The 17819-nt window shown below is 62.7% G+C and carries 14 protein-coding genes and 4 tRNA genes; 13 read left to right on the forward strand and 5 right to left on the reverse strand.

The features are described from left to right. Positions 1-15: 15 nt before the first annotated feature. Positions 16-867 carry a bifunctional methylenetetrahydrofolate dehydrogenase/methenyltetrahydrofolate cyclohydrolase FolD gene (gene folD / locus IE083_RS03460; RefSeq protein WP_189352236.1) on the reverse strand — a complete coding sequence of 284 codons (852 nt, stop codon included), beginning with the start codon at positions 865-867 and terminating at the stop codon, positions 16-18. A 231-nt stretch (positions 868-1098) separates the two neighbouring features. Here folD and IE083_RS03465 point away from each other — a divergent pair. The 5 genes from IE083_RS03465 (at position 1099) to IE083_RS03485 (ending at position 2278) form a co-directional block, all read left to right on the forward strand. Then, positions 1099-1175: transfer RNA gene (locus IE083_RS03465), tRNA-Pro, on the forward strand. 18 nt (positions 1176-1193) lie between these two features. Further along, a tRNA-Arg gene (locus IE083_RS03470) sits at positions 1194-1270 on the forward strand. A 17-nt stretch (positions 1271-1287) separates the two neighbouring features. Further along, positions 1288-1363: transfer RNA gene (locus tag IE083_RS03475), tRNA-His, on the forward strand. A 48-nt stretch (positions 1364-1411) separates the two neighbouring features. Beyond that, a tRNA-His gene (locus IE083_RS03480) sits at positions 1412-1487 on the forward strand. A gap of 119 nt (positions 1488-1606) precedes the next feature. Beyond that, the gene (locus IE083_RS03485) at positions 1607-2278 is read left to right on the forward strand and encodes a GntR family transcriptional regulator (protein ID WP_189352237.1); all 672 of its coding nucleotides are present in this window, start codon (positions 1607-1609) and stop codon (positions 2276-2278) included. Positions 2279-2317: 39 nt separating this feature from the next. Here the strand turns inward: IE083_RS03485 and IE083_RS03490 are convergent, their stop codons facing one another. Further along, positions 2318-3490 (reverse strand): ABC transporter substrate-binding protein, encoded by a 1173-nt coding sequence (locus IE083_RS03490; protein ID WP_189352238.1) that lies wholly within the window; start codon positions 3488-3490, stop codon positions 2318-2320. An 86-nt stretch (positions 3491-3576) separates the two neighbouring features. Here IE083_RS03490 and IE083_RS03495 point away from each other — a divergent pair, with 86 nt between their 5' ends. Together IE083_RS03495 and IE083_RS03500 are read left to right on the forward strand one after the other, a co-directional pair. Next, positions 3577-6216 carry a PAS domain-containing sensor histidine kinase gene (locus tag IE083_RS03495; RefSeq protein ID WP_189352239.1) on the forward strand — a complete coding sequence of 880 codons (2640 nt, stop codon included), beginning with the start codon at positions 3577-3579 and terminating at the stop codon, positions 6214-6216. Next, positions 6213-6845 carry a response regulator transcription factor gene (locus IE083_RS03500; RefSeq protein ID WP_189352240.1) on the forward strand — a complete coding sequence of 211 codons (633 nt, stop codon included), beginning with the start codon at positions 6213-6215 and terminating at the stop codon, positions 6843-6845. Before IE083_RS03495 ends, IE083_RS03500 begins: the two co-directional genes overlap by 4 nt. A gap of 279 nt (positions 6846-7124) precedes the next feature. Here IE083_RS03500 and IE083_RS03505 read toward each other — a convergent pair whose 3' ends face one another. Both IE083_RS03505 and IE083_RS03510 read right to left on the reverse strand, forming a co-directional pair. Then, on the reverse strand, positions 7125-7700 hold the full coding sequence (locus IE083_RS03505; RefSeq protein ID WP_189352241.1) for a DUF5610 domain-containing protein: 576 nt from the start codon (positions 7698-7700) through the stop codon (positions 7125-7127). 142 nt (positions 7701-7842) lie between these two features. Then, entirely contained in the window at positions 7843-9627 is a 1785-nt protein-coding gene (locus IE083_RS03510) for an acyl-CoA dehydrogenase C-terminal domain-containing protein (protein WP_189352242.1), read from the reverse strand. Positions 9628-9810: 183 nt separating this feature from the next. Between IE083_RS03510 and IE083_RS03515 the strand changes: the two genes are divergently transcribed. The 6 genes from IE083_RS03515 (at position 9811) to IE083_RS03540 (ending at position 16236) form a co-directional block, all read left to right on the forward strand. Then, on the forward strand, positions 9811-10368 hold the full coding sequence (locus tag IE083_RS03515; RefSeq protein WP_189352243.1) for a DUF2062 domain-containing protein: 558 nt from the start codon (positions 9811-9813) through the stop codon (positions 10366-10368). Then, entirely contained in the window at positions 10355-10912 is a 558-nt protein-coding gene (locus IE083_RS03520) for an NUDIX domain-containing protein (protein WP_189352244.1), read from the forward strand. Before IE083_RS03515 ends, IE083_RS03520 begins: the two co-directional genes overlap by 14 nt. Then, positions 10899-11210: a PilZ domain-containing protein gene (locus tag IE083_RS03525; protein ID WP_229799583.1), complete on the forward strand. Its 312-nt coding sequence runs from the start codon at positions 10899-10901 to the stop codon at positions 11208-11210. The genes IE083_RS03520 and IE083_RS03525 overlap by 14 nt, the downstream gene beginning before the upstream one ends. Positions 11211-11405: 195 nt before the next feature. Next, positions 11406-13334, forward strand: coding sequence for a PrkA family serine protein kinase (locus tag IE083_RS03530; RefSeq protein WP_189352246.1), 1929 nt, complete (start codon positions 11406-11408; stop codon positions 13332-13334). Positions 13335-13408: 74 nt separating this feature from the next. After that, positions 13409-14686: a YeaH/YhbH family protein gene (locus IE083_RS03535; RefSeq protein WP_189352247.1), complete on the forward strand. Its 1278-nt coding sequence runs from the start codon at positions 13409-13411 to the stop codon at positions 14684-14686. 35 nt (positions 14687-14721) lie between these two features. After that, on the forward strand, positions 14722-16236 hold the full coding sequence (locus IE083_RS03540) for a SpoVR family protein (RefSeq protein WP_189352248.1): 1515 nt from the start codon (positions 14722-14724) through the stop codon (positions 16234-16236). A 126-nt stretch (positions 16237-16362) separates the two neighbouring features. Here IE083_RS03540 and IE083_RS03545 read toward each other — a convergent pair whose 3' ends face one another. Continuing rightward, complete coding sequence (locus IE083_RS03545) at positions 16363-17757, reverse strand: GGDEF domain-containing protein (protein ID WP_189352249.1); 1395 nt, start codon at positions 17755-17757, stop codon at positions 16363-16365. Positions 17758-17819: the final 62 nt, after the last annotated feature.

Genomic DNA, 17819 nt, shown 5'->3' on the forward strand with positions numbered 1-17819 from the left:
GGATGCAGTCTGCGATCAAGCGTTGAGGTTGGCCGCATCCAGCGTGTTTTGCAACAGCGTGGCCACGGTCATCGGGCCGACGCCGCCCGGCACCGGGGTGATGAAGCTGGCCACTTCGCGCGCTACGGCAAAATCGACGTCGCCGCAGATGCTGCCGTCGTCCAGGCGGTTGATGCCGACGTCGATCACCACCGCGCCCGGCTTCAGCCATTCGCCCTTCACGAATTTCGGGATGCCGACGCCGGCGACCACGATATCGGCGCGGCCAACCTCGGTCGCCAGATCGGCGGTGGCGCTATGGCACACGGTCACCGTGGCGCGCGCCAGCAGCATTTCCAGCGCCTGCGGGCGGCCGACGATGTTGGAGGCGCCGACGATCACCACGTTCTTGCCCTTCGGGTCGATGCCGTACTCTTCCAGCAGCGTCATCACGCCGCGCGGGGTGCACGGGCGCAGCAGCGGCATCTTGGTGGCCAGGCGGCCGACGTTGTACGGGTGGAAGCCGTCCACGTCCTTTTTCGGGTTGATGCGCTCGATCACCTGCTGCGGGTCGATCTGCCTGGGCAGCGGCAACTGCACCAGGATGCCGTCCACGCTGTCATCGGCATTGAGGGTGTCGATGATGGACAGCAGCTCTTCCTGGCTGGTGCTGCCGGGCAGGTCGTAGGCTACCGAGCGCACGCCGGCCTTTTCGCAGGAACGTTTCTTGTTCTTGACGTAGATGCCGGAGGCCGGATCGTCGCCCACCAGAATCACGGCCAGCGCCGGAGCGCGCTTGCCTGCGGCCGCGCGGGCGTCCACGCCTTCGCGCACACGGTTGATCAGGGTTTCGGCGACGGCTTTGCCGTCGATAAGTTGTGCCGCCATGCTGCTATCCACCGTTAAGGTCTGATGTAAACGAAAGCGGGATTTTCTCATTTTTCCGGGGTGGTGCTCAATCTTTTAGCGCGTCGGGCGGGTTTTTTTGTGCGGTGCGGTATCGGTGACGGCTGCCGGTGTGTGGCGGCCGGAGCGGGGGGGTGTGTACCCGTTCCGGATTTATTGCATGTCGGGCGTTGACAGGCGGGTTTGGGTCACGTATAGTTCGCCTCCTGTCGTCGGGGCGTAGCGCAGTCTGGTAGCGCATCTGCTTTGGGAGCAGAGGGTCGTGAGTTCGAATCCCACCGCCCCGACCACAGACAACCCGGCATAACGTGCCCGTAGCTCAATTGGATAGAGCACCAACCTTCTAAGTTGGGGGTTACAGGTTCGAACCCTGTCGGGTGCGCCAAGCATGTTTTATCTGTGGTGGATGTAGCTCAGTTGGTAGAGTCCAGGATTGTGATTCCTGTTGTCGTGGGTTCGAGCCCCATCATCCACCCCACCACTATTTGCCTTGTCGCAGCAATGCGGCAAGGCGCACCGCTCAGCGGTGGATGTAGCTCAGTTGGTAGAGTCCAGGATTGTGATTCCTGTTGTCGTGGGTTCGAGCCCCATCATCCACCCCAGTTAAAAACCCGGCTTTGTGCCGGGTTTTTCCATTTCTTCCCTGTTTGCCGCTTGTGGCCGGTGAAATTCACCGTATAATCGAATACATTTGCATGTATCCGATAGCCAGAGCGTGACCATGACCACCTTGCAGCCGATCAAACGCCAGACCCTGACCAGTGCGGTTACAGAATCCTTGCGCCAGCGCATCCTGTCCGGCGAATTTGCCGACGGGCAGCAGTTGCGCCAGGAGGCCCTCTCCAACGAATACGGCGTCAGCCGCGTGCCGGTGCGCGAAGCCCTGCGCCAGCTGGAGGCCGAGGGGCTGATCCAGATCATCGACCACAAGGGCGCGCTGGTGTCCAAGCTGTCGCTGGATGACGTGCTGGAATTGCTGGATATCCGCGCCACGCTGGAGAGCGAGCTGCTGCGGGCGGCCATTCCCTGTCAGAACGAGGCGGATCACGCCGCCGCCGAGGCCACGCTGAAGGAATTCGAGCAGGCGCTGGTCAGCAACGATATCCGCCACTGGGGCGAGCTGAACGCACGCTTCCACCTGGCGCTGTATCGTGCCGCCAAGCGTCCGAACACGCTGGCGCTGATCGAGCAGCTGCACAACAAGACCGACCGCTACACGCGGATGCAGATCCTGTTCACCCGTACCATGGAGCTGGCGCACCAGGAACACAGCAAGCTGCTGCAGCTGTGCCGCGAGGGCAAGGCGGACGAGGCGGCGGAGTTCATCCGCTTCCACATCCAGTCTGCCGGTCATGCGCTGGAGTCGTACATGAACTCCGCCGAGCGCCGCTAACCGTCATTTTTGTATGCAAAACGCCGTTCCCGGCCTGCGCTAGGGACGGCGTTTTTGCGTGCGCTCGTTGCTGTAGGCGTGGACGACTTCGCCGCGCTGCAGTTTGCCGATCACCGGCACTGCCAGGTCGATGGCGTCGTGGTCGCTGGCGGAGAACGGCCTATGGTAGGTGGTGATCACGCCCTTGACCGGGGCGGGCAGGTTTTCCAGCGCACGGACGATGGCCTTGCCGTCGGTGCTGGCGCTGTGGCGCAGCGCCGCCGCCAGCAGCAGCAGGCTGTCGTAGCCCTGCGCTGCCGACACCGCCGATGGAATGCGCCGGCCGCCGAAGGTGCGCAGATAGCGCGCGACAAAGTCCTGCCGCAGCGGGTCGGAGCTGTCGCTGATGAAGGTCTGCACCATGCGTGCGCCTTCGGCATTGGGGCCGGCGTCGTCGATGAAGTTGGACATCGACAGCGTCCAGCTGCCGATCAGCTGCGGGCGCCAGTCCAGCTGCGCCAGCGAATTGGCGATCTGCGCCAGCTCCGGGCCGATGGCATAGGTGAGGATTGCCTGCGCCCCGAGATCACGCGCCCGGCGCAGTTGCGCGATCATGTCGCGCTCGCCGAGGCGAAACTGGCCGGTATAGACCGGGCTTAGCCCCTGCTGGCGCAGCGCCTTGAGCAGCTCGTCCTTGCCGGTGCGGCCGTAATTGGTCTTGTCGTGGAAAATCGCCAGCCGGGTGAGGCCGCTGCGTTTCGCCTCGCGCACGATCAGCGGCGCCTGTTGCGCGTCGGAGGCCGAGACGCGGAACACGTAGTTGAGCGGGTATTTCGGCGGCGCGAACTGCTCGGTGACCCTGGGTGCGGTGGCGACCGCGGTGATCGCAGGGATGCCGGCCTGCTGGTAGTGCCCCTGCGAGGCCAGCGCCACGCCGCTGTTGACGAAGCCGACGCTGGCGATCACGCGCTGGTGCAGCGTCAGCTCGCGGGCGATGCGGATGCCGATATCGGAGCGGCCCATATCGTCGCGCTCGATCAGCAGCAGCGGCCGGCCGTGGATGCCGCCCTGGCGGTTGATCTCTGCCGCCGCCAGGCGGATGCCGTTGCGCATGCTGATGCCCATTGGCGACGAGCCGCCGGTGAACGGGCCGGGAACGCCGATGCGCAGCGCTTCGGCGGCGGCAGCGGCCAGCGGCAGGCACAGCAACAGCAGGCGGAGGGTGCGATACACGGGGGATTCCTGATGCTAGGCGGTGACAATCCCCGTTATTATCACACTTTGGCCCCGCTTGCGGCCAACCTTTGCCCGTAGCCGCCATGCGAACCCAACGTTTTTACCAGTCCCTCAGGCGCAGCCGCTTTTACCGGCTGATGCCCAACAGCACCATCGTGCTGTTCTTTCTGACCATGGCAGTGATGCTGTGGACGCTGGATGCGCGCGAGACCGAGCAGCTGCGCCTTGATCTGGCCAAGGACACGCTGTGGGCGGAGCAGACGCTGCGCCTGCGCCTGGACGAGCACAAGGACGAGCTGTCGCGTCTGGCGCGCGACATCGGCCGTGAGGCGATCGACGAAGACCAGTTCCTGGTACAGGCCTCGGAGTTTCTCGCCAATACCCCGGAGATGGCGGCGGTGGTGTGGGCCGACAACAGCTTTACCCTGCGCTGGATCGCGCCGTACGAGGAAAGCCGGCTCACCGTCGGCTCCGGCCTCAGCGGCGTGTCCGCCTCGGCCTACCTGCAGGCGCGCACCGACGGCCGCTCGGTGATGAGCCAGCCCTACCAGCTGGAATCCGGCGAGTGGCGCTTCGACCTGATGGTGCCGGTGTTCCGCGACACCCAGTTCCGCGGCATGGTGATCGGCATCTACAAGGCCAATGTCTTCATCCGCCGCGTGCCGCCGAGCTGGTTTGCCGAGAAATACTATCTGGAGCTGAACAACGGCGAGCAATCGCTGGTGCGCAACAGCCACGGCGCGCCGTCGTCGCGCCTGTCGCAGACCATCGTGCTGGGCGGTACGCCGCTGCGGCTGGTGGCGCGGCCAGTGCGCGGCGATCATAACAAGAGCCGCGTGATCCAGCTCGGGCTGATCGTCGGCCTGTCGTTGCTGACCCTGCTCAGCCTGATGAGCCTGTCGCGCCACATCCGCCGCCGCGTTGACGCCGAGCGCGAGCGCGACCGTGTCTACGGCCTGTCGCGCGAATGGCTAGGCGTGATGCGCGAGGACGGCTACCTGCTGCACGTCAACCCGGCCTTTGTCGGCGGCCTCGGCTATCCGGCGGAGCAGCTGCTGGGCACCTCCATCCTCAATTACCTGCACCCGGACGAGCGCGAATCGACGCAGCAGCTGCTGCGGCAGGTGATCGAGGCCGGCAGTGTCGACCGCTACGTCGAGACGCGGGTGATCAACCGCGCGCAGGAGGTGCGCGCCATCGCCTGGGCGATGAGCCCGCTGCCGGATGCCGGCGTGGTGTACCTGTCCGGCCGCGACATCACCGCCGAAAAGCAGGCGGAGCAGGCGCTGCGCCACGAGTACATGTTCCGCAAGGCGATGGAGGATTCGCTGGTGGTCGGCATCCGCGCCATCGCGCTGGACGGCCGCATCACCTACGTCAATCCGGCGTTCTGCCGCATCACCGGCTTTAGCGAGGCGGAGCTGATTGGGCTGTTGCCGCCGTACCCGTACTGGTCGCCGGATATCGCCCACCACAACTATGACGCGTTGCGCCAGACGCTGTCCGGCGAGCAGTCGCAGCAGCTGTTCGAATCGGTGATGCAGCGCAAGAATGGCGAGCGTTTCTATGCGCAGATGCTGATTTCGCCGCTGATCGACGCCGACGGCCACCAGACCGGCTGGATGGCGGCGCTGACCGACATGACCGAGAAGCGCCACGCGCAGCAGATGCTGGAGGCGGCCAACGAGCGCTTCATCGCGGTGATCGAGGGCCTGGACGCGGCGGTGGCGGTGGTGCGCGGCGAAAGCCAGCAGCTGCTGTTCTGCAACCACCGCTACCGCGAATGGTTGGCCGCACCGGCCACGGAGGACAGCTCGGAGTGCTGCGACCTGCGCCTGTACCGCCTGCTGCAACAGGCCAGCGCCGACCAGGAAATCTGGCTGGACGACCTGCAGTGCTGGTTCCTGCTGCGCTCGCGCCCGGTGCGCTGGGTCGACAGCGAGATGGCGCAGATGCTGATCCTCACCGACATCACCGAGCAGCACGACGCCGAGCAGCGCTACCAGGAACAGATGGCCAAGCTGCAGGCCACCTCGCGCCTGATCACCATGGGCGAGATGGCATCGACGCTGGCGCACGAGCTGAACCAGCCGCTGTCGGCGATCGCCAACTACCAGGCCGGCTGCGTCGAGCGCCTGCGGCAGGGCCGCGCCACGCCGGAATCGCTGATCCCGGTGATGGAAAAGATCACCGCACAGGCGGAGCGCGCCGGCAAGATCGTGCGCCGGGTGCGCGAATTCGTGAAGCAGAGCGAGCCGGTGTGCAAGCCGTGCCAGGTGTCCGACATCATCGACGCCGCGCTGGCGATCGCCGAGATCGAGGCGCGCCGCCTCGGCTCGGTGATCAACGTGCACCTTGCGGCCAACCTTCCCGCCGTCAACGTCGACCCGATCCTGATCGAGCAGGTGCTGCTCAACCTGATCAAGAACGGCATGGAGGCAATGCAGCAGCTGCCGCCGGCGCAGCGCGAACTGCAGGTCAGCGTGCAGCGTAGCAGCAGCAAGCGGGTGGAGGTGGCGATCGTCGATTGCGGCCACGGCGTGCCGGACGACATCAAGTCGCAGCTGTTCGACGCCTTCTTCACCACCAAGAGCGAAGGCATGGGCATGGGACTGAACATCTGCCGCTCGATCGTCGAATTCCATCAGGGTCAACTCTCGGTGGAAGACCATCCGCTGGGTGGTACCATTTTCCGATTCACTTTGCCGGTATACGAGCCATGACTGCGAGCAAATCCATCACCATCCATATCGTTGACGACGACGAGGCGTTCCGCGACTCGCTGGTCTGGCTGCTGGAAAGCCACGACTACCGCGTGATTTGCCACGACCATGCCGAGGCCTTTCTCGCCGGCTTCCGCCCGGAGTCGAGCGTCGGCTGCCTGATCCTCGACATCCGCATGCCGGGCATGAGCGGGCTGGAGCTGTACGAAGAGCTGCAGGCGCGCGGCAACCGCTGGCCGGTGATCTTCATTACCGGCCACGGCGACGTGCCGATGGCGGTGCAGGCGGTGAAGCGCGGCGCCTATGACTTCCTGGAAAAACCGTTCAACCAGGAGGCGCTGCTGCTGGCGGTGAACAGCGCACTGGAGGCGGCGGCCAGCCTGCAGCAGAGCACCACGCTGGCGCAGCAGTGCGAGGCGCGGCTGCAGACGCTGACCACGCGCGAGCGCGAGGTGCTGGAGCGGGTGCTCGAGGGCAAGATGAACAAGGTGATCGCCGACGACCTCGGCATCAGCATCAAGACCGTCGAGGCGCATCGCGGCAAGATGATGGACAAGATGGGGGTGCGCTCGATCGCCGATCTGGTGCAGACCGTGGTCGCCTACCGCCAGCAAAAAGGCGGCGCCTGACGCGGCCGCATTTCCGGCGGCGGTACCGGACTTTATCCGCCATGCTTGGCTCTGCGGCCGGCGGGCGATGCGGCGGGCAAAACCGGCCCTGAAGGGTACGGACAAGCCGCTAACTGCGGTGTTGCCGGGTTTGCGCCTGGAATTATCAGGCGTGGCCCCTCCGCCTTGCCTTTGTGCCTTCTCCAGCCTGTGCCGCGACAAAACATGGGTTAACAGGCCCTGAAAACATTGCGGCCAACCTTGCAAGGTTGGCCGCAGTGTTTCTGGCGGAGCGGCTGATCAGGCGCTGCTGCTGTCGCTCTTGGGCTGCAGCTTGCCGGCGAGGAAGTCGTCGTAGCCCTGCTGCACCAGTTCAAAGGTCTGCTGGATGCCGCTGGCGATGTCGCCGCCCAGCACCTTCAGTCCTTCCAGAATATCCCTGGCCTCGTTGAAGCCCTGCTCGAAGCCGCCGCGCACCAGCGCGACGAAACTGGTGGCCCGCTCTTCCTCGCTCATTTCCGGATGCTGCTGCGCGTAGGCGTCGTAAAAACCGAGCGACAGCGACAGGATGCGCTCGGCGGTGGCCGCCGCGCTGTTGTCCTGCTTGTCGGCGGCCGTCTGCAACGCATCGGGGCCGAAATCCGGCGCCAGCAGCTCGTTGATCTTGTCGATGGCGCTGCGGTACAGCAGTTGCTGCGACTTGTTGCCGGCGCCGATCGAGACGTTGAGGCTGTCGATCACCTGGGCGTTCATCTCGTCGCGCGCACTGCGCTCCAGCGCCGACGGCTTGTTGAGGCGGCCGGGCGCGTTGCTGGCCTGGCTGTTCTGGGCGGCGGGTGTCAGCGACGACATCCCCGGGGTGGGAAACAAGGACATGGCAAACTCCCGCAGGTTGGCTGGGCGTGGCTATCTCCTTGACGTTATAGTGCTTTTTTACGTGGCTGCCGCCGTTTGCCGTGAGCCACACGCAAAAAAGGCAGCCCGCAGGCTGCCTTTTGTCGTGACCGCCTGTGCGCGATCAGAAGGCGAAATGCTCGTCCGCCAGCGTCATCAGCGGCTTGGAACCACCCTTGATGGTGGCTTTCAGCGCCTCAACTTCCGGCAGCAGCTTGGCGAAGTAGAAGCGGGCGGTGGCGATCTTGGCCTTGTAGAAATCGTCGCTGCCGGTTTCCAGCTTGGCGTAGGCCACTTCCGCCATCCGCGCCCACAGCCAGGCGTAGGTCAGGTGACCGAGCAGGCGCAGGTAGTCGCTGGCGGCGGCGCCGGCTTCGTCACGGTCCTTCATCGACGCCATGCCGATGCCCATGGTGATGTCGCCGATGTCCTTCAGTAGCTTGGCCAGCGGGGCCACGAATTCGGCCAGTTGCGCGTTGCTCTCGTTGGCCTGGCAGAACTTGTGGATCTGCTTGGTGAACTTGCGCAGCTTCTGGCCCTGATCCAGCAGTACCTTGCGGCCGAGCAGGTCGAGGGCCTGGATGCCGTTGGTGCCTTCGTAGATCTGCGAGATGCGGCAGTCGCGCACCAGCTGTTCCATGCCCCACTCGCGGATGAAGCCGTGGCCGCCGAATACCTGCATGCCAAGGTTGGCCGCAGTGTAGCCGTTGTCGGTCATGAAGGCCTTGGCCACCGGGGTCAGCAGCGCCACCAGGTCGGCGGCATCGGTGCGCGCGTCGGCGTCCGGATGCTTTTCTTCGATGTCCAGCTGCAGCGCCAGCAGTGCGGCCAGTGCACGGCCGGCTTCGGTGTAGGCCTTCTGCGTCAGCAGCATGCGGCGCACGTCGGGGTGCACGATGATCGGGTCGGCGGCTTTTTCCGGGAATTTGGCGCCGGCCATGGCGCGCATCTGCAGACGCTCGCGGGCATAGGTCAGTGCACCCTGGAACGCGGCCTCACCCAGGCCCAGGCCCTGCATGCCGCAGCCGAGGCGCGCGGCGTTCATCATGGTGAACATGCAAGCCAGGCCCTTGTTGGCCTCGCCGATCAGGTAGCCGCGGGCGCCGTCGAGGTTGATGACGGCAGTGGCGTTGGCCTTGATGCCCATCTTGTGTTCCAGGCTGCCGCAGTACACGCTGTTGCGGCTGCCGTCGGCGTGGAATTTCGGCACGATGAACAGCGAAATGCCTTTCACGTCCTTCGGTGCGTCCGGCAGGCGCGCCAGCACCAGATGGATGATGTTGTCGGCCATGTCGTGCTCGCCGGCAGAGATGAAGATCTTGGTGCCGGTGATGCTGTAGCTGCCGTCGCCGTTGGGTTCGGCGCGGGTTTTCAGCAGGCCGAGGTCGGTGCCGCAGTGCGGCTCGGTCAGGCACATGGTGCCGGTCCAGCTGCCATCGACCAGGTGCGGCAGGTAGGTGGCCTTCTGTTCATCGCTGCCGTGGGCGTGGATGGCGGAGTAGGCGCCGTGGCTCAGGCCGGGGTACATCGACCAGGCGACGTTGGCCGAGCACTGCATCTCGATGATCGGGAAGGACAGTGTCTTGGGCATGCCCTGGCCGCCGTAGGCCGGATCGCAGTCCAGCGCGGTGAAGCCCAGCTCGCAGAACTGCTTGTACGCTTCCTTGAAGCCGACCGGGGTGGTGACCGACTTGGTGGCGGCGTCGAAGGTGCAGCCTTCTTCGTCGGCCGGGCGGTTCAGCGGTGCCAGCTCGTTTTCGCAGAATTGGGCCGCCGCCTCCAGATAAGACGAGAAAATGTCCTGTGTGGCTTCTTCATAACCCGGCAGCGAGGGCAGGGTATCCTGAACTTTGATCAGTTCGTGCAGGACAAAGTCGAAATCGCGCAGCGGTGCTTGATAAGCGGGCATGATGGTCTCCGTATTAATGCACGGCCCGGATGCAACGGGTCGTTTCTCGTATCGTGTTGGGGTGGCGGCACAAAACCGTGTGCTGGGGCCTAGTGTGCACAGTGATATGCGTTTAAGTCAAACGCTTGTTTTATTTTTTGACAGGCATGGCAGTGCCGGCCGCGGAAAGGACGCAAGTAAGCAATGAGTATCAAGCGCTGGTTATTGCGACATATGCCGCATCCGGGGGTACGGTTGGCCAGTTCGCCCCTGCTGCGGCCGTTGGCGCCGTATCTGGGCCATGCCGCGCTGTGGAGCCTGCAGCGACGCAAGGTGGCACTGGCGGTCGCGGTCGGCCTGTTTTCCGGGTTGATGCCGGGGCCGACACAGATGCTGACGGCGGCGCTGCTGGCGTTGCTTTTTCGCATCAACCTGCCGGTGGCGCTGGCCTGCACCCTGTATACCAATCCGCTGACCTATCTGCCGCTGTACTACCTGGCCTTCGAGCTGGGCAAGCTGCTGCTGGGGATGAATGGCGAACTGGTGATGCCGCCGTTCCCGGTGTTCGATGGTGAACACCTGTGGCAATGGCAGCATGCGGTAATGGAATGGACCCTGCACATGGGGTGGCCGCTGCTGGTGGGGGTGCCGGCACTGGGGCTGACCTTCGGCCTTGCCGGATATGTTATCGTGATGCTGTTATGGCAATGCGTGGTGTTGCGGCAGTGGCGCAGACGAAAGGAAGTCCGTGGATCTGACTGAAAAGAAACTGGCTGGCGAGCAGGTGTTCAACGGCGGTTTCATCAAGGTGCAGCGCGATAGCGTGTCCTTGCCGGACGGCAGCACGGCATGGCGTGAGTACATCCGCCACCCCGGCGCGGTGGCGGTGCTGGCGCTGTCCGACGATGGCAAGCTGCTGCTGGAGCGCCAGTTCCGCTATCCGCTGGCGCGCACTTTTCTGGAAATCCCGGCCGGCAAGATCGATCCGCAAGAGGCGCCGTTGGCTACCGCCAGGCGCGAACTGCTGGAAGAAACCGGCTACCGGGCAGCAAACTGGTTTTATCTTGGCAAGGCGTATCCGTGCATCGGCTATTCTGACGAGGTGATTCACTATTATCTGGCAACCGCGCTGACCGCCGGCGAGCGGCAGCTGGACGAGGGTGAATTCCTGGAAGTGCTGACTGTGCCACTGGCCGAGGTAATGACGATGACACTGGATGGCCGCATCTGCGACAGCAAGAGCCTGGTCGGCCTGCACTGGTTGGCCGCATGGCAACGCGGGGAGCTGCGTTGTGAAGCCCTTTGACGCGCATCACGAGCGTCGCGGCGGCAAACGCCTGCGCATGGGCTGCCGTGCCAAGGTGAAATCGCGCCATACCGGCGAAACCTACTATGGCGAATGCGTGGATCTGTCGGTGGATGGCCTCGCCATCCGCTCTGCGTTTGTACCGCAATTCGGCGAGATCCTGGAGGTCACCATCATCGTGCCGCCGGTCGGCGCGGTGTACAGCAAGCCGTTCGAGGCGGTGGTGGAAGTGCGGCGCTGCAATGAGGTGGAGCGCGGCAAGCTATATGAAATCGGCGCAAAAATTATCAAACGCTAGTTAATTCATTTGCATGAATTGCTTGTCCTGAAAAAGTCGCTGGAATGGCGGCTTTTTTCATTTGCAGTAGCGCTACTGTGCTATACCCAAAAAAACAGATGCAGCTTGTTAGTCCACTGATAACTTGGCAAGGGGGAAGAACGGTGCGATTGGCACCGTTCCCGCTCCGCTTGCCTCCAGCAGGAGGGTTAAGCCATGAGCCCCGACATCTTCAGCAGTTTCGCTTCCCGTTTCGATCGCACTCGCGAAGAAGAATTGACCATTCAGGAGTACCTGGAACTGTGCAAGCAGGATCGCACAGCCTATGCGTCTGCGGCCGAACGCATGCTGATGGCGGTGGGCGAGCCGGAAGTGGTCGATACCCGCCATGATCCCCGCCTGTCACGCATCTTCAGCAACAAGATCATCCGTGTTTACCCGGCATTCCGTGACTTTTACGGCATGGAAGAAGTGGTGGAGCAGGTAGTGTCCTACTTCCGCCATGCCGCGCAGGGGCTGGAAGAGAAGAAACAGATACTCTACCTGCTGGGGCCGGTCGGCGGCGGCAAGTCCTCCATCGCCGAGAAACTGAAAGAGCTGATGGAGCGGGTGCCGTTCTATGCCATCAAGGGCAGCCCGGTCAACGAATCGCCGCTGGGGTTGTTCAACTACGACGAGGACGGCCCGATCCTGGAAGAGCAGTACGGCATTCCGCGCCGCTACCTGCGCGGCATTCCCAGCCCGTGGGCGGTGAAGCGGCTGCACGAGTTCAACGGCGACATCAGCCAGTTCCGCGTGGTGCGGCGTTATCCCTCGGTGCTGAAACAGATCGCGGTGGCCAAGACCGAGCCGGGCGACGAAAACAACCAGGACATCAGCTCGCTGGTGGGCAAGGTCGACATCCGCAAGCTGGAAAGCTACGCCCAGGACGACCCGGATGCCTACAGCTACTCCGGCGGCCTGTGCCTGGCCAACCAGGGGCTGCTGGAATTCGTGGAAATGTTCAAGGCGCCGATCAAGGTGCTGCACCCGCTGCTGACCGCCACCCAGGAGGGCAACTTCAAGGGCACCGAAGGCTTTGGCGCCATCCCGTTCGACGGCATCATCCTCGCCCACTCCAACGAGAGTGAATGGAAGCAGTTCCGCAACAACAAGAACAACGAAGCCTTCCTCGACCGTATCTATATCGTCAAGGTGCCGTACTGCCTGCGCGTCACCGACGAAACCCGCATCTACGACAAGCTGATCCGCAACTCGTCGCTGGGCGGCGCACCGTGCGCACCGGGTACCCTGAAGATGATGGCGCAGTTCTCGGTGCTGTCGCGGCTGAAGGATCCGGAAAACTCCAGCCTGTTCAGCAAGATGCAGGTCTACGACGGCGAAAACCTGAAGGACACCGATCCGAAGGCCAAGTCACAGCAGGAGTACCGCGATTTCGCCGGCGTCGACGAAGGCATGAGCGGGCTGTCGACCCGTTTCGCCTACAAGATCCTGTCCAAGGTGTTCAACTTCGACCACACCGAGGTGGCGGCCAACCCGGTACACCTGCTCTACGTGCTGGAACAGCAGGTCGAGCGCGAGCAGTTCCCGCCGGAACTGGAGCAGAAATATCTCACCTTCATCAAGGAGTTTCTGGCACCGAAGTATGTCGAATTTATTGGCAAGGAAATCCAGACCGCCTATCTGGAAAGCTACTCCGAGTACGGCCAGAACATTTTTGACCGTTATGTGACCTTTGCCGACTACTGGATTCAGGATCAGGAGTATCGCGATCAGGATACCGGCGAAAGCTTTGACCGCAACTCGCTCAATGCCGAACTGGAGAAGATCGAGAAACCGGCCGGCATCTCCAACCCGAAAGACTTCCGCAACGAGATCGTCAACTTCGTGTTGCGGGCACGGGCCAACAATGCCGGCAAGAACCCGACCTGGACCAGTTACGAGAAGCTGCGCACGGTCATCGAGAAGAAAATGTTCTCCAATACCGAGGAGCTGCTGCCGGTGATCAGCTTCAATGCCAAGGCCAGTGCCGACGAGGCCAAAAAGCACGAAGACTTTGTCAACCGCATGGTGACCAAAGGCTACACCCCGAAACAGGTCCGTTTACTGTGCGAATGGTATCTGCGGGTGCGCAAGTCGTCCTGAGCAATAGCGGCGCCAACGTTGGCCGCGGGGCCTGCGGCCAACGTCCGTGCCGCACACAAGGCTAGGAGACAATCATGTCGAATATCATCGACAGAAGACTCAACGGCAAGAACAAGTCGGCGGTTAACCGCGAGCGTTTTTTGCGCCGCTTCAAGGCCCAGATCAAGGAGGCCGTCGGCAAGGCCATCAAGGGGCGCAGCATCACCGATATCGACAGCGGCGAGAGCGTGTCCATCCCGGTAAAGGACATCTCCGAGCCGACTTTTCACCATGGCCGCGGTGGCCGCAGCGACCAGATTCACCCCGGTAACGAGGAGTTCATCCGCGGTGACCGCATCAACCGTCCGCAGGGCGGCGGCGGCGGCGGGGGCGGGGGCGGCGGCAAGGCCAGCAACGAAGGCGAGGGCGAGGATGACTTTGCCTTCCAGCTGTCGCGCGAAGAATTTATGAACGTGTTTTTCGAGGACCTGGCACTCCCCAACCTGATCAAGACCCAGCTGATGGGCATCGAGGAGATGAAATCGGTGCGCGCCGGCTATACCAATGACGGTACCCCGGCCAATATCAGCATCGTGCGCTCGCTGCGCGGCGCGCTGGCGCGGCGGGTGGCGATGGCGGCACCGACGCTGCGCCAGCTGCGCGAGGCGGAGGAAGACCTCGACACGCTGCTGGAGTCCGATGCGGACAACGGCCCGGAGGTGCGCGAGCGGCGCAAGCGCATCCACGCGCTGCGCGAGAAGGTCAACCGCATCCCGTTCATCGACCCCTACGACCTGCGCTACAACAACCGTGTCAAGCAGCCCAAGCCGACCAGCCAGGCGGTGATGTTCTGCATTATGGACGTGTCCGGCTCGATGGATGAGTCAAAAAAGGACATGGCCAAGCGCTTTTTCATCCTGCTGTACCTGTTTTTGCAGCGCAATTACGAAAAAATCGAGGTGGTGTTCATCCGCCATCACACCAGTGCGGTGGAGGTCAGCGAGGAGGACTTCTTCCACTCCCGCGAATCCGGCGGTACCGTGGTGTCGTCGGCGCTGAACCTGATGCACGACATCGTGCAGAAGCGCTACGCCAACCGCGACTGGAACATCTACGCGGCACAGGCCTCCGATGGCGACAACTGGGACAGCGACTCGGCCAACTGCGGCCGCATCATGCAGGAAAGCCTGCTGCCGTGGTGCCAGTACTTCGCCTACATCGAGATCACCCAGGGCGAGCCGCAAAACCTGTGGTACGAGTACCTGAAAGTGGCAGAGCACTACAAGCACTTTGCGATGCAGAAGATCGGCTCGCCGGCGGACATTTACCCGGTGTTCCGCGAGCTGTTCAAGCGCCAGCCAGCCACCCGCTAGCCCCCGGCAGCACACACTATGGAGAGCGAGGCATCATGAAACCGATCTCTACCGGCTCCGAATGGACCTTTGACCTGATTGAACGCTACGACGCCGCTATCCGCGAGATCGCGCACGGCGAGTTTCACCTCGACACCTACCCGGTGCAGCTGGAGATCATCACCGCCGAGCAGATGATGGACGCCTATTCCTCGGTCGGCATGCCGGTCAACTACCAGCACTGGAGCTTCGGCAAGCACTTCGTGCAGACCGAGAAGGGCTACAAGCGCGGCCAGATGGGGCTGGCCTATGAAATCGTGATCAATTCCAATCCCTGCATCGCCTACCTGATGGAAGAGAACACCATGACCATGCAGGCGCTGGTAATCGCCCACGCCGCCTATGGTCATAACAGCTTCTTCAAGGGCAATTACCTGTTCCGCACCTGGACCGATGCCTCGGCCATCGTCGATTATCTGGTGTTCGCCAAACAGTACATCAGCCGCTGCGAGGAGCGCTACGGCATCGATGCGGTGGAAGAGCTGCTGGATTCCTGCCACGCGCTGATGAACTACGGTGTCGACCGCTACAAGCGGCCGCAGAAGCTGTCGCTGGCTGAGGAGCAGGCACGGCAGGTCGAGCGTGAAAACTACCTGCAGCTGCAGGTCAACGACCTGTGGCGCACCATTCCGCGCCGGGAAAAGGACGGTGCCAGCCGGGCGGCGCCGCGCTTCCCGTCGGAGCCGCAGGAAAACATCCTTTATTTCATCGAAAAATCGGCGCCGCTACTGGAGCCGTGGCAGCGCGAGATCGTGCGCATCGTGCGCAAGGTGGCGCAGTATTTCTATCCGCAACGCCAGACCCAGGTGATGAACGAGGGCTGGGCCACCTTCTGGCACTACACGCTGATGAACCGGTTGTACGACAAGGAGATGCTGACCGATGGCGCGATGATGGAATTCTTGCAGAGTCACACCAATGTGGTGTACCAGCCACCGGTGACCGCACGCTGGTACAACGGCATCAACCCGTACGCGCTGGGTTTCTCCATGTACCAGGACATCAAGCGCATCTGCGAAGCCCCCTCCGACGAGGACAGGCAGTGGTTCCCGGATATCGCCGGCACGCCGTGGCGGCCGGTGCTGGAATTCGCGATGAAGAACTTCAAGGACGAGAGCTTCATCTCGCAATACCTGTCGCCCAAGCTGATCCGCGATTTCCGCTTTTTTGCCATCCGCGACGACGACCGCGACGACAAGCTGGAGGTGTCTGCCATTCACGACGAACAGGGCTACCAGGCGATTCGCGCCACCTTGTCGGAGCAGTACAACCTCGGCTCGCGCGAGCCGAACATCCAGGTGTGGTCGGTGAACGTGCGCGGCGACCGCGGCCTGACGCTGCGCCATACCCGCCACAACCGCAAGCCGCTGGACGAGGCCAGCGCACAGGAGGTGCTGAAGCATGTCGCCAAACTGTGGGGCTTTGGTGTCAAGCTGGAAAGTGTCGACGGCGACGGCGCGGTGCAACAGCGTTTCGACTGCCATCCGGAGGCGGCACAGGCCAGTCTCTGACTTGCCCGCCGATGTGAAAAACTTGCGGCCAACGTTGGCCGCAAGTCATATGCGCCGTTCGGGTTGCATGGCGATATCAGAACCTGTTCAAGGTCTTTTCGCGGCTGCGGCCACGCGCTGCAAGGATTACCGGCCTGCCGGCACCGTGCACCCCGGCAGCAGGCATGTCTGGTTGCGGCCCCGGTGCTTGGCAAGATACAGCGCCCTGTCGGCGTGTTCGATCAGCTGGTGTTCCTCGGGTAATGCCGTTGCCGGCTGGCAATACAGCCCGATGCTGACGGTCACTACCGCGCGCTGTGCCGGATTGTCGCTGGCTGCCGGAATGGCCAGCTGCTCCACCGCGCTGCGGATGCGCTCGGCAATCTGCATCGCATCCGGCTCGTTGCAGCCGTCCAGGATCGCAATGAATTCCTCACCGCCGTAGCGTGCCAGAGTATCGCCATCGCGCAGCTGCTGCGTAATGCAGGCCGCAACCTGGCGCAGGCAGTTGTCGCCCTGTACATGGCCGAAGTTGTCGTTAAAACGCTTGAAATGATCGATATCGGCCATCAGTACGGTAAACGGGCGCGCCAGCTCCGGCGGGCGATGGCGGATGGCGTCCAGCACGTTGTCGAAATGGCGGCGTGAAAACAGGCCGGTCAGGCTATCGCGGATCGAGGTCTCGTACGCCTGGCTGTAGGAATTTTGCAGCCGCTTTTGCAGACGGAACACCTCGAACAGTAGCGCGCCCAGCATGACGGTAGCTGCAAACTGCTCGAAAAACCTCGAAGCATACCAACCAACAGTCAGGCGGTGGCTGGATGAAAAGATCAGCACCAGATACAGCACATAGCCATAGCAGCACAGCGCCAGCCAGCAGTGAAAGGCACTGCGCAGCCGGGTCGCCAGCAACACGCTGGCCAGCGCCCCGGTCCAGCACAGCAGCAGGACCAGGAGCAGGCCGCTGCTGTGTAGTGCATGGTAGTCGCCCTGGTCACTGATCAGCCGGCCCAAGTCCGGCAGGTATGGCGGCAGGATTTGTATGGCAAGCCATATCAGAGTGATGGTCAGCAGCAGGCAGCAAAGCAGGAAGCTGCCGCTCTGATGCAAGGATAATGGCCGCTTCGACTGTCGTGCCAGGCACAGCATTGCCAGCATGATCAGCAAGGCAAAGCCGGCAAGACGGGCAAACCACAGCCAGACGCTCAGGTGCGAGCCGGGAGTTATGCCATATGGTTTCGGCAGCAGCCCCGGCAGTATCAGCAGCCGATACATCGCCATCAGTGCCGAAAAGGCAAAGGCGGTACCGAGCAGGCCGGTGGCGGGGCGGCGCTTGACATAAAAATGCAGCAGGATCAGGTAGGCAATGATGCTGTTGTTGAGTGCCTGTGCGGTGATCATTACCGGGCGCAGATTGCTGCTGATAACCGGCTGGTTGGCATGGGGCAGCAATAAGGCGGCTGCTATCGTCATCAGCAGCATCAGCACACCGGCCAGAATCATGGCAGGGCGGCTGGATGTGACGGAGAAGTTGTCTTTCATGCGGTAACTGTAGATACACGCAACGCGTAGGGGATAAGACGCTGCGGTACGCAGGAGCTGTT

The sequence above is a fragment of the Vogesella fluminis genome, assembly GCF_014652335.1.
Taxonomy (GTDB): domain Bacteria; phylum Pseudomonadota; class Gammaproteobacteria; order Burkholderiales; family Chromobacteriaceae; genus Vogesella; species Vogesella fluminis.

Bases quoted from the DNA above. Each gene is read 5' to 3' on its own strand.
- IE083_RS03540 (WP_189352248.1), top strand. From the start codon at position 14,722: ATGAAACCGATCTCTACCGGCTCCGAATGGACCTTTGACCTGATTGAA.
- IE083_RS03515 (WP_189352243.1), top strand. From the start codon at position 9,811: ATGAGTATCAAGCGCTGGTTATTGCGACATATGCCGCATCCGGGGGTA.
- folD (WP_189352236.1), bottom strand. From the start codon at position 867: ATGGCGGCACAACTTATCGACGGCAAAGCCGTCGCCGAAACCCTGATC.
- IE083_RS03510 (WP_189352242.1), bottom strand. From the start codon at position 9,627: ATGCCCGCTTATCAAGCACCGCTGCGCGATTTCGACTTTGTCCTGCAC.
- IE083_RS03505 (WP_189352241.1), bottom strand. From the start codon at position 7,700: ATGTCCTTGTTTCCCACCCCGGGGATGTCGTCGCTGACACCCGCCGCC.
- IE083_RS03500 (WP_189352240.1), top strand. From the start codon at position 6,213: ATGACTGCGAGCAAATCCATCACCATCCATATCGTTGACGACGACGAG.
- IE083_RS03535 (WP_189352247.1), top strand. From the start codon at position 13,409: ATGTCGAATATCATCGACAGAAGACTCAACGGCAAGAACAAGTCGGCG.
- IE083_RS03495 (WP_189352239.1), top strand. From the start codon at position 3,577: ATGCGAACCCAACGTTTTTACCAGTCCCTCAGGCGCAGCCGCTTTTAC.
- IE083_RS03530 (WP_189352246.1), top strand. From the start codon at position 11,406: ATGAGCCCCGACATCTTCAGCAGTTTCGCTTCCCGTTTCGATCGCACT.
- IE083_RS03545 (WP_189352249.1), bottom strand. From the start codon at position 17,757: ATGAAAGACAACTTCTCCGTCACATCCAGCCGCCCTGCCATGATTCTG.
- IE083_RS03485 (WP_189352237.1), top strand. From the start codon at position 1,607: ATGACCACCTTGCAGCCGATCAAACGCCAGACCCTGACCAGTGCGGTT.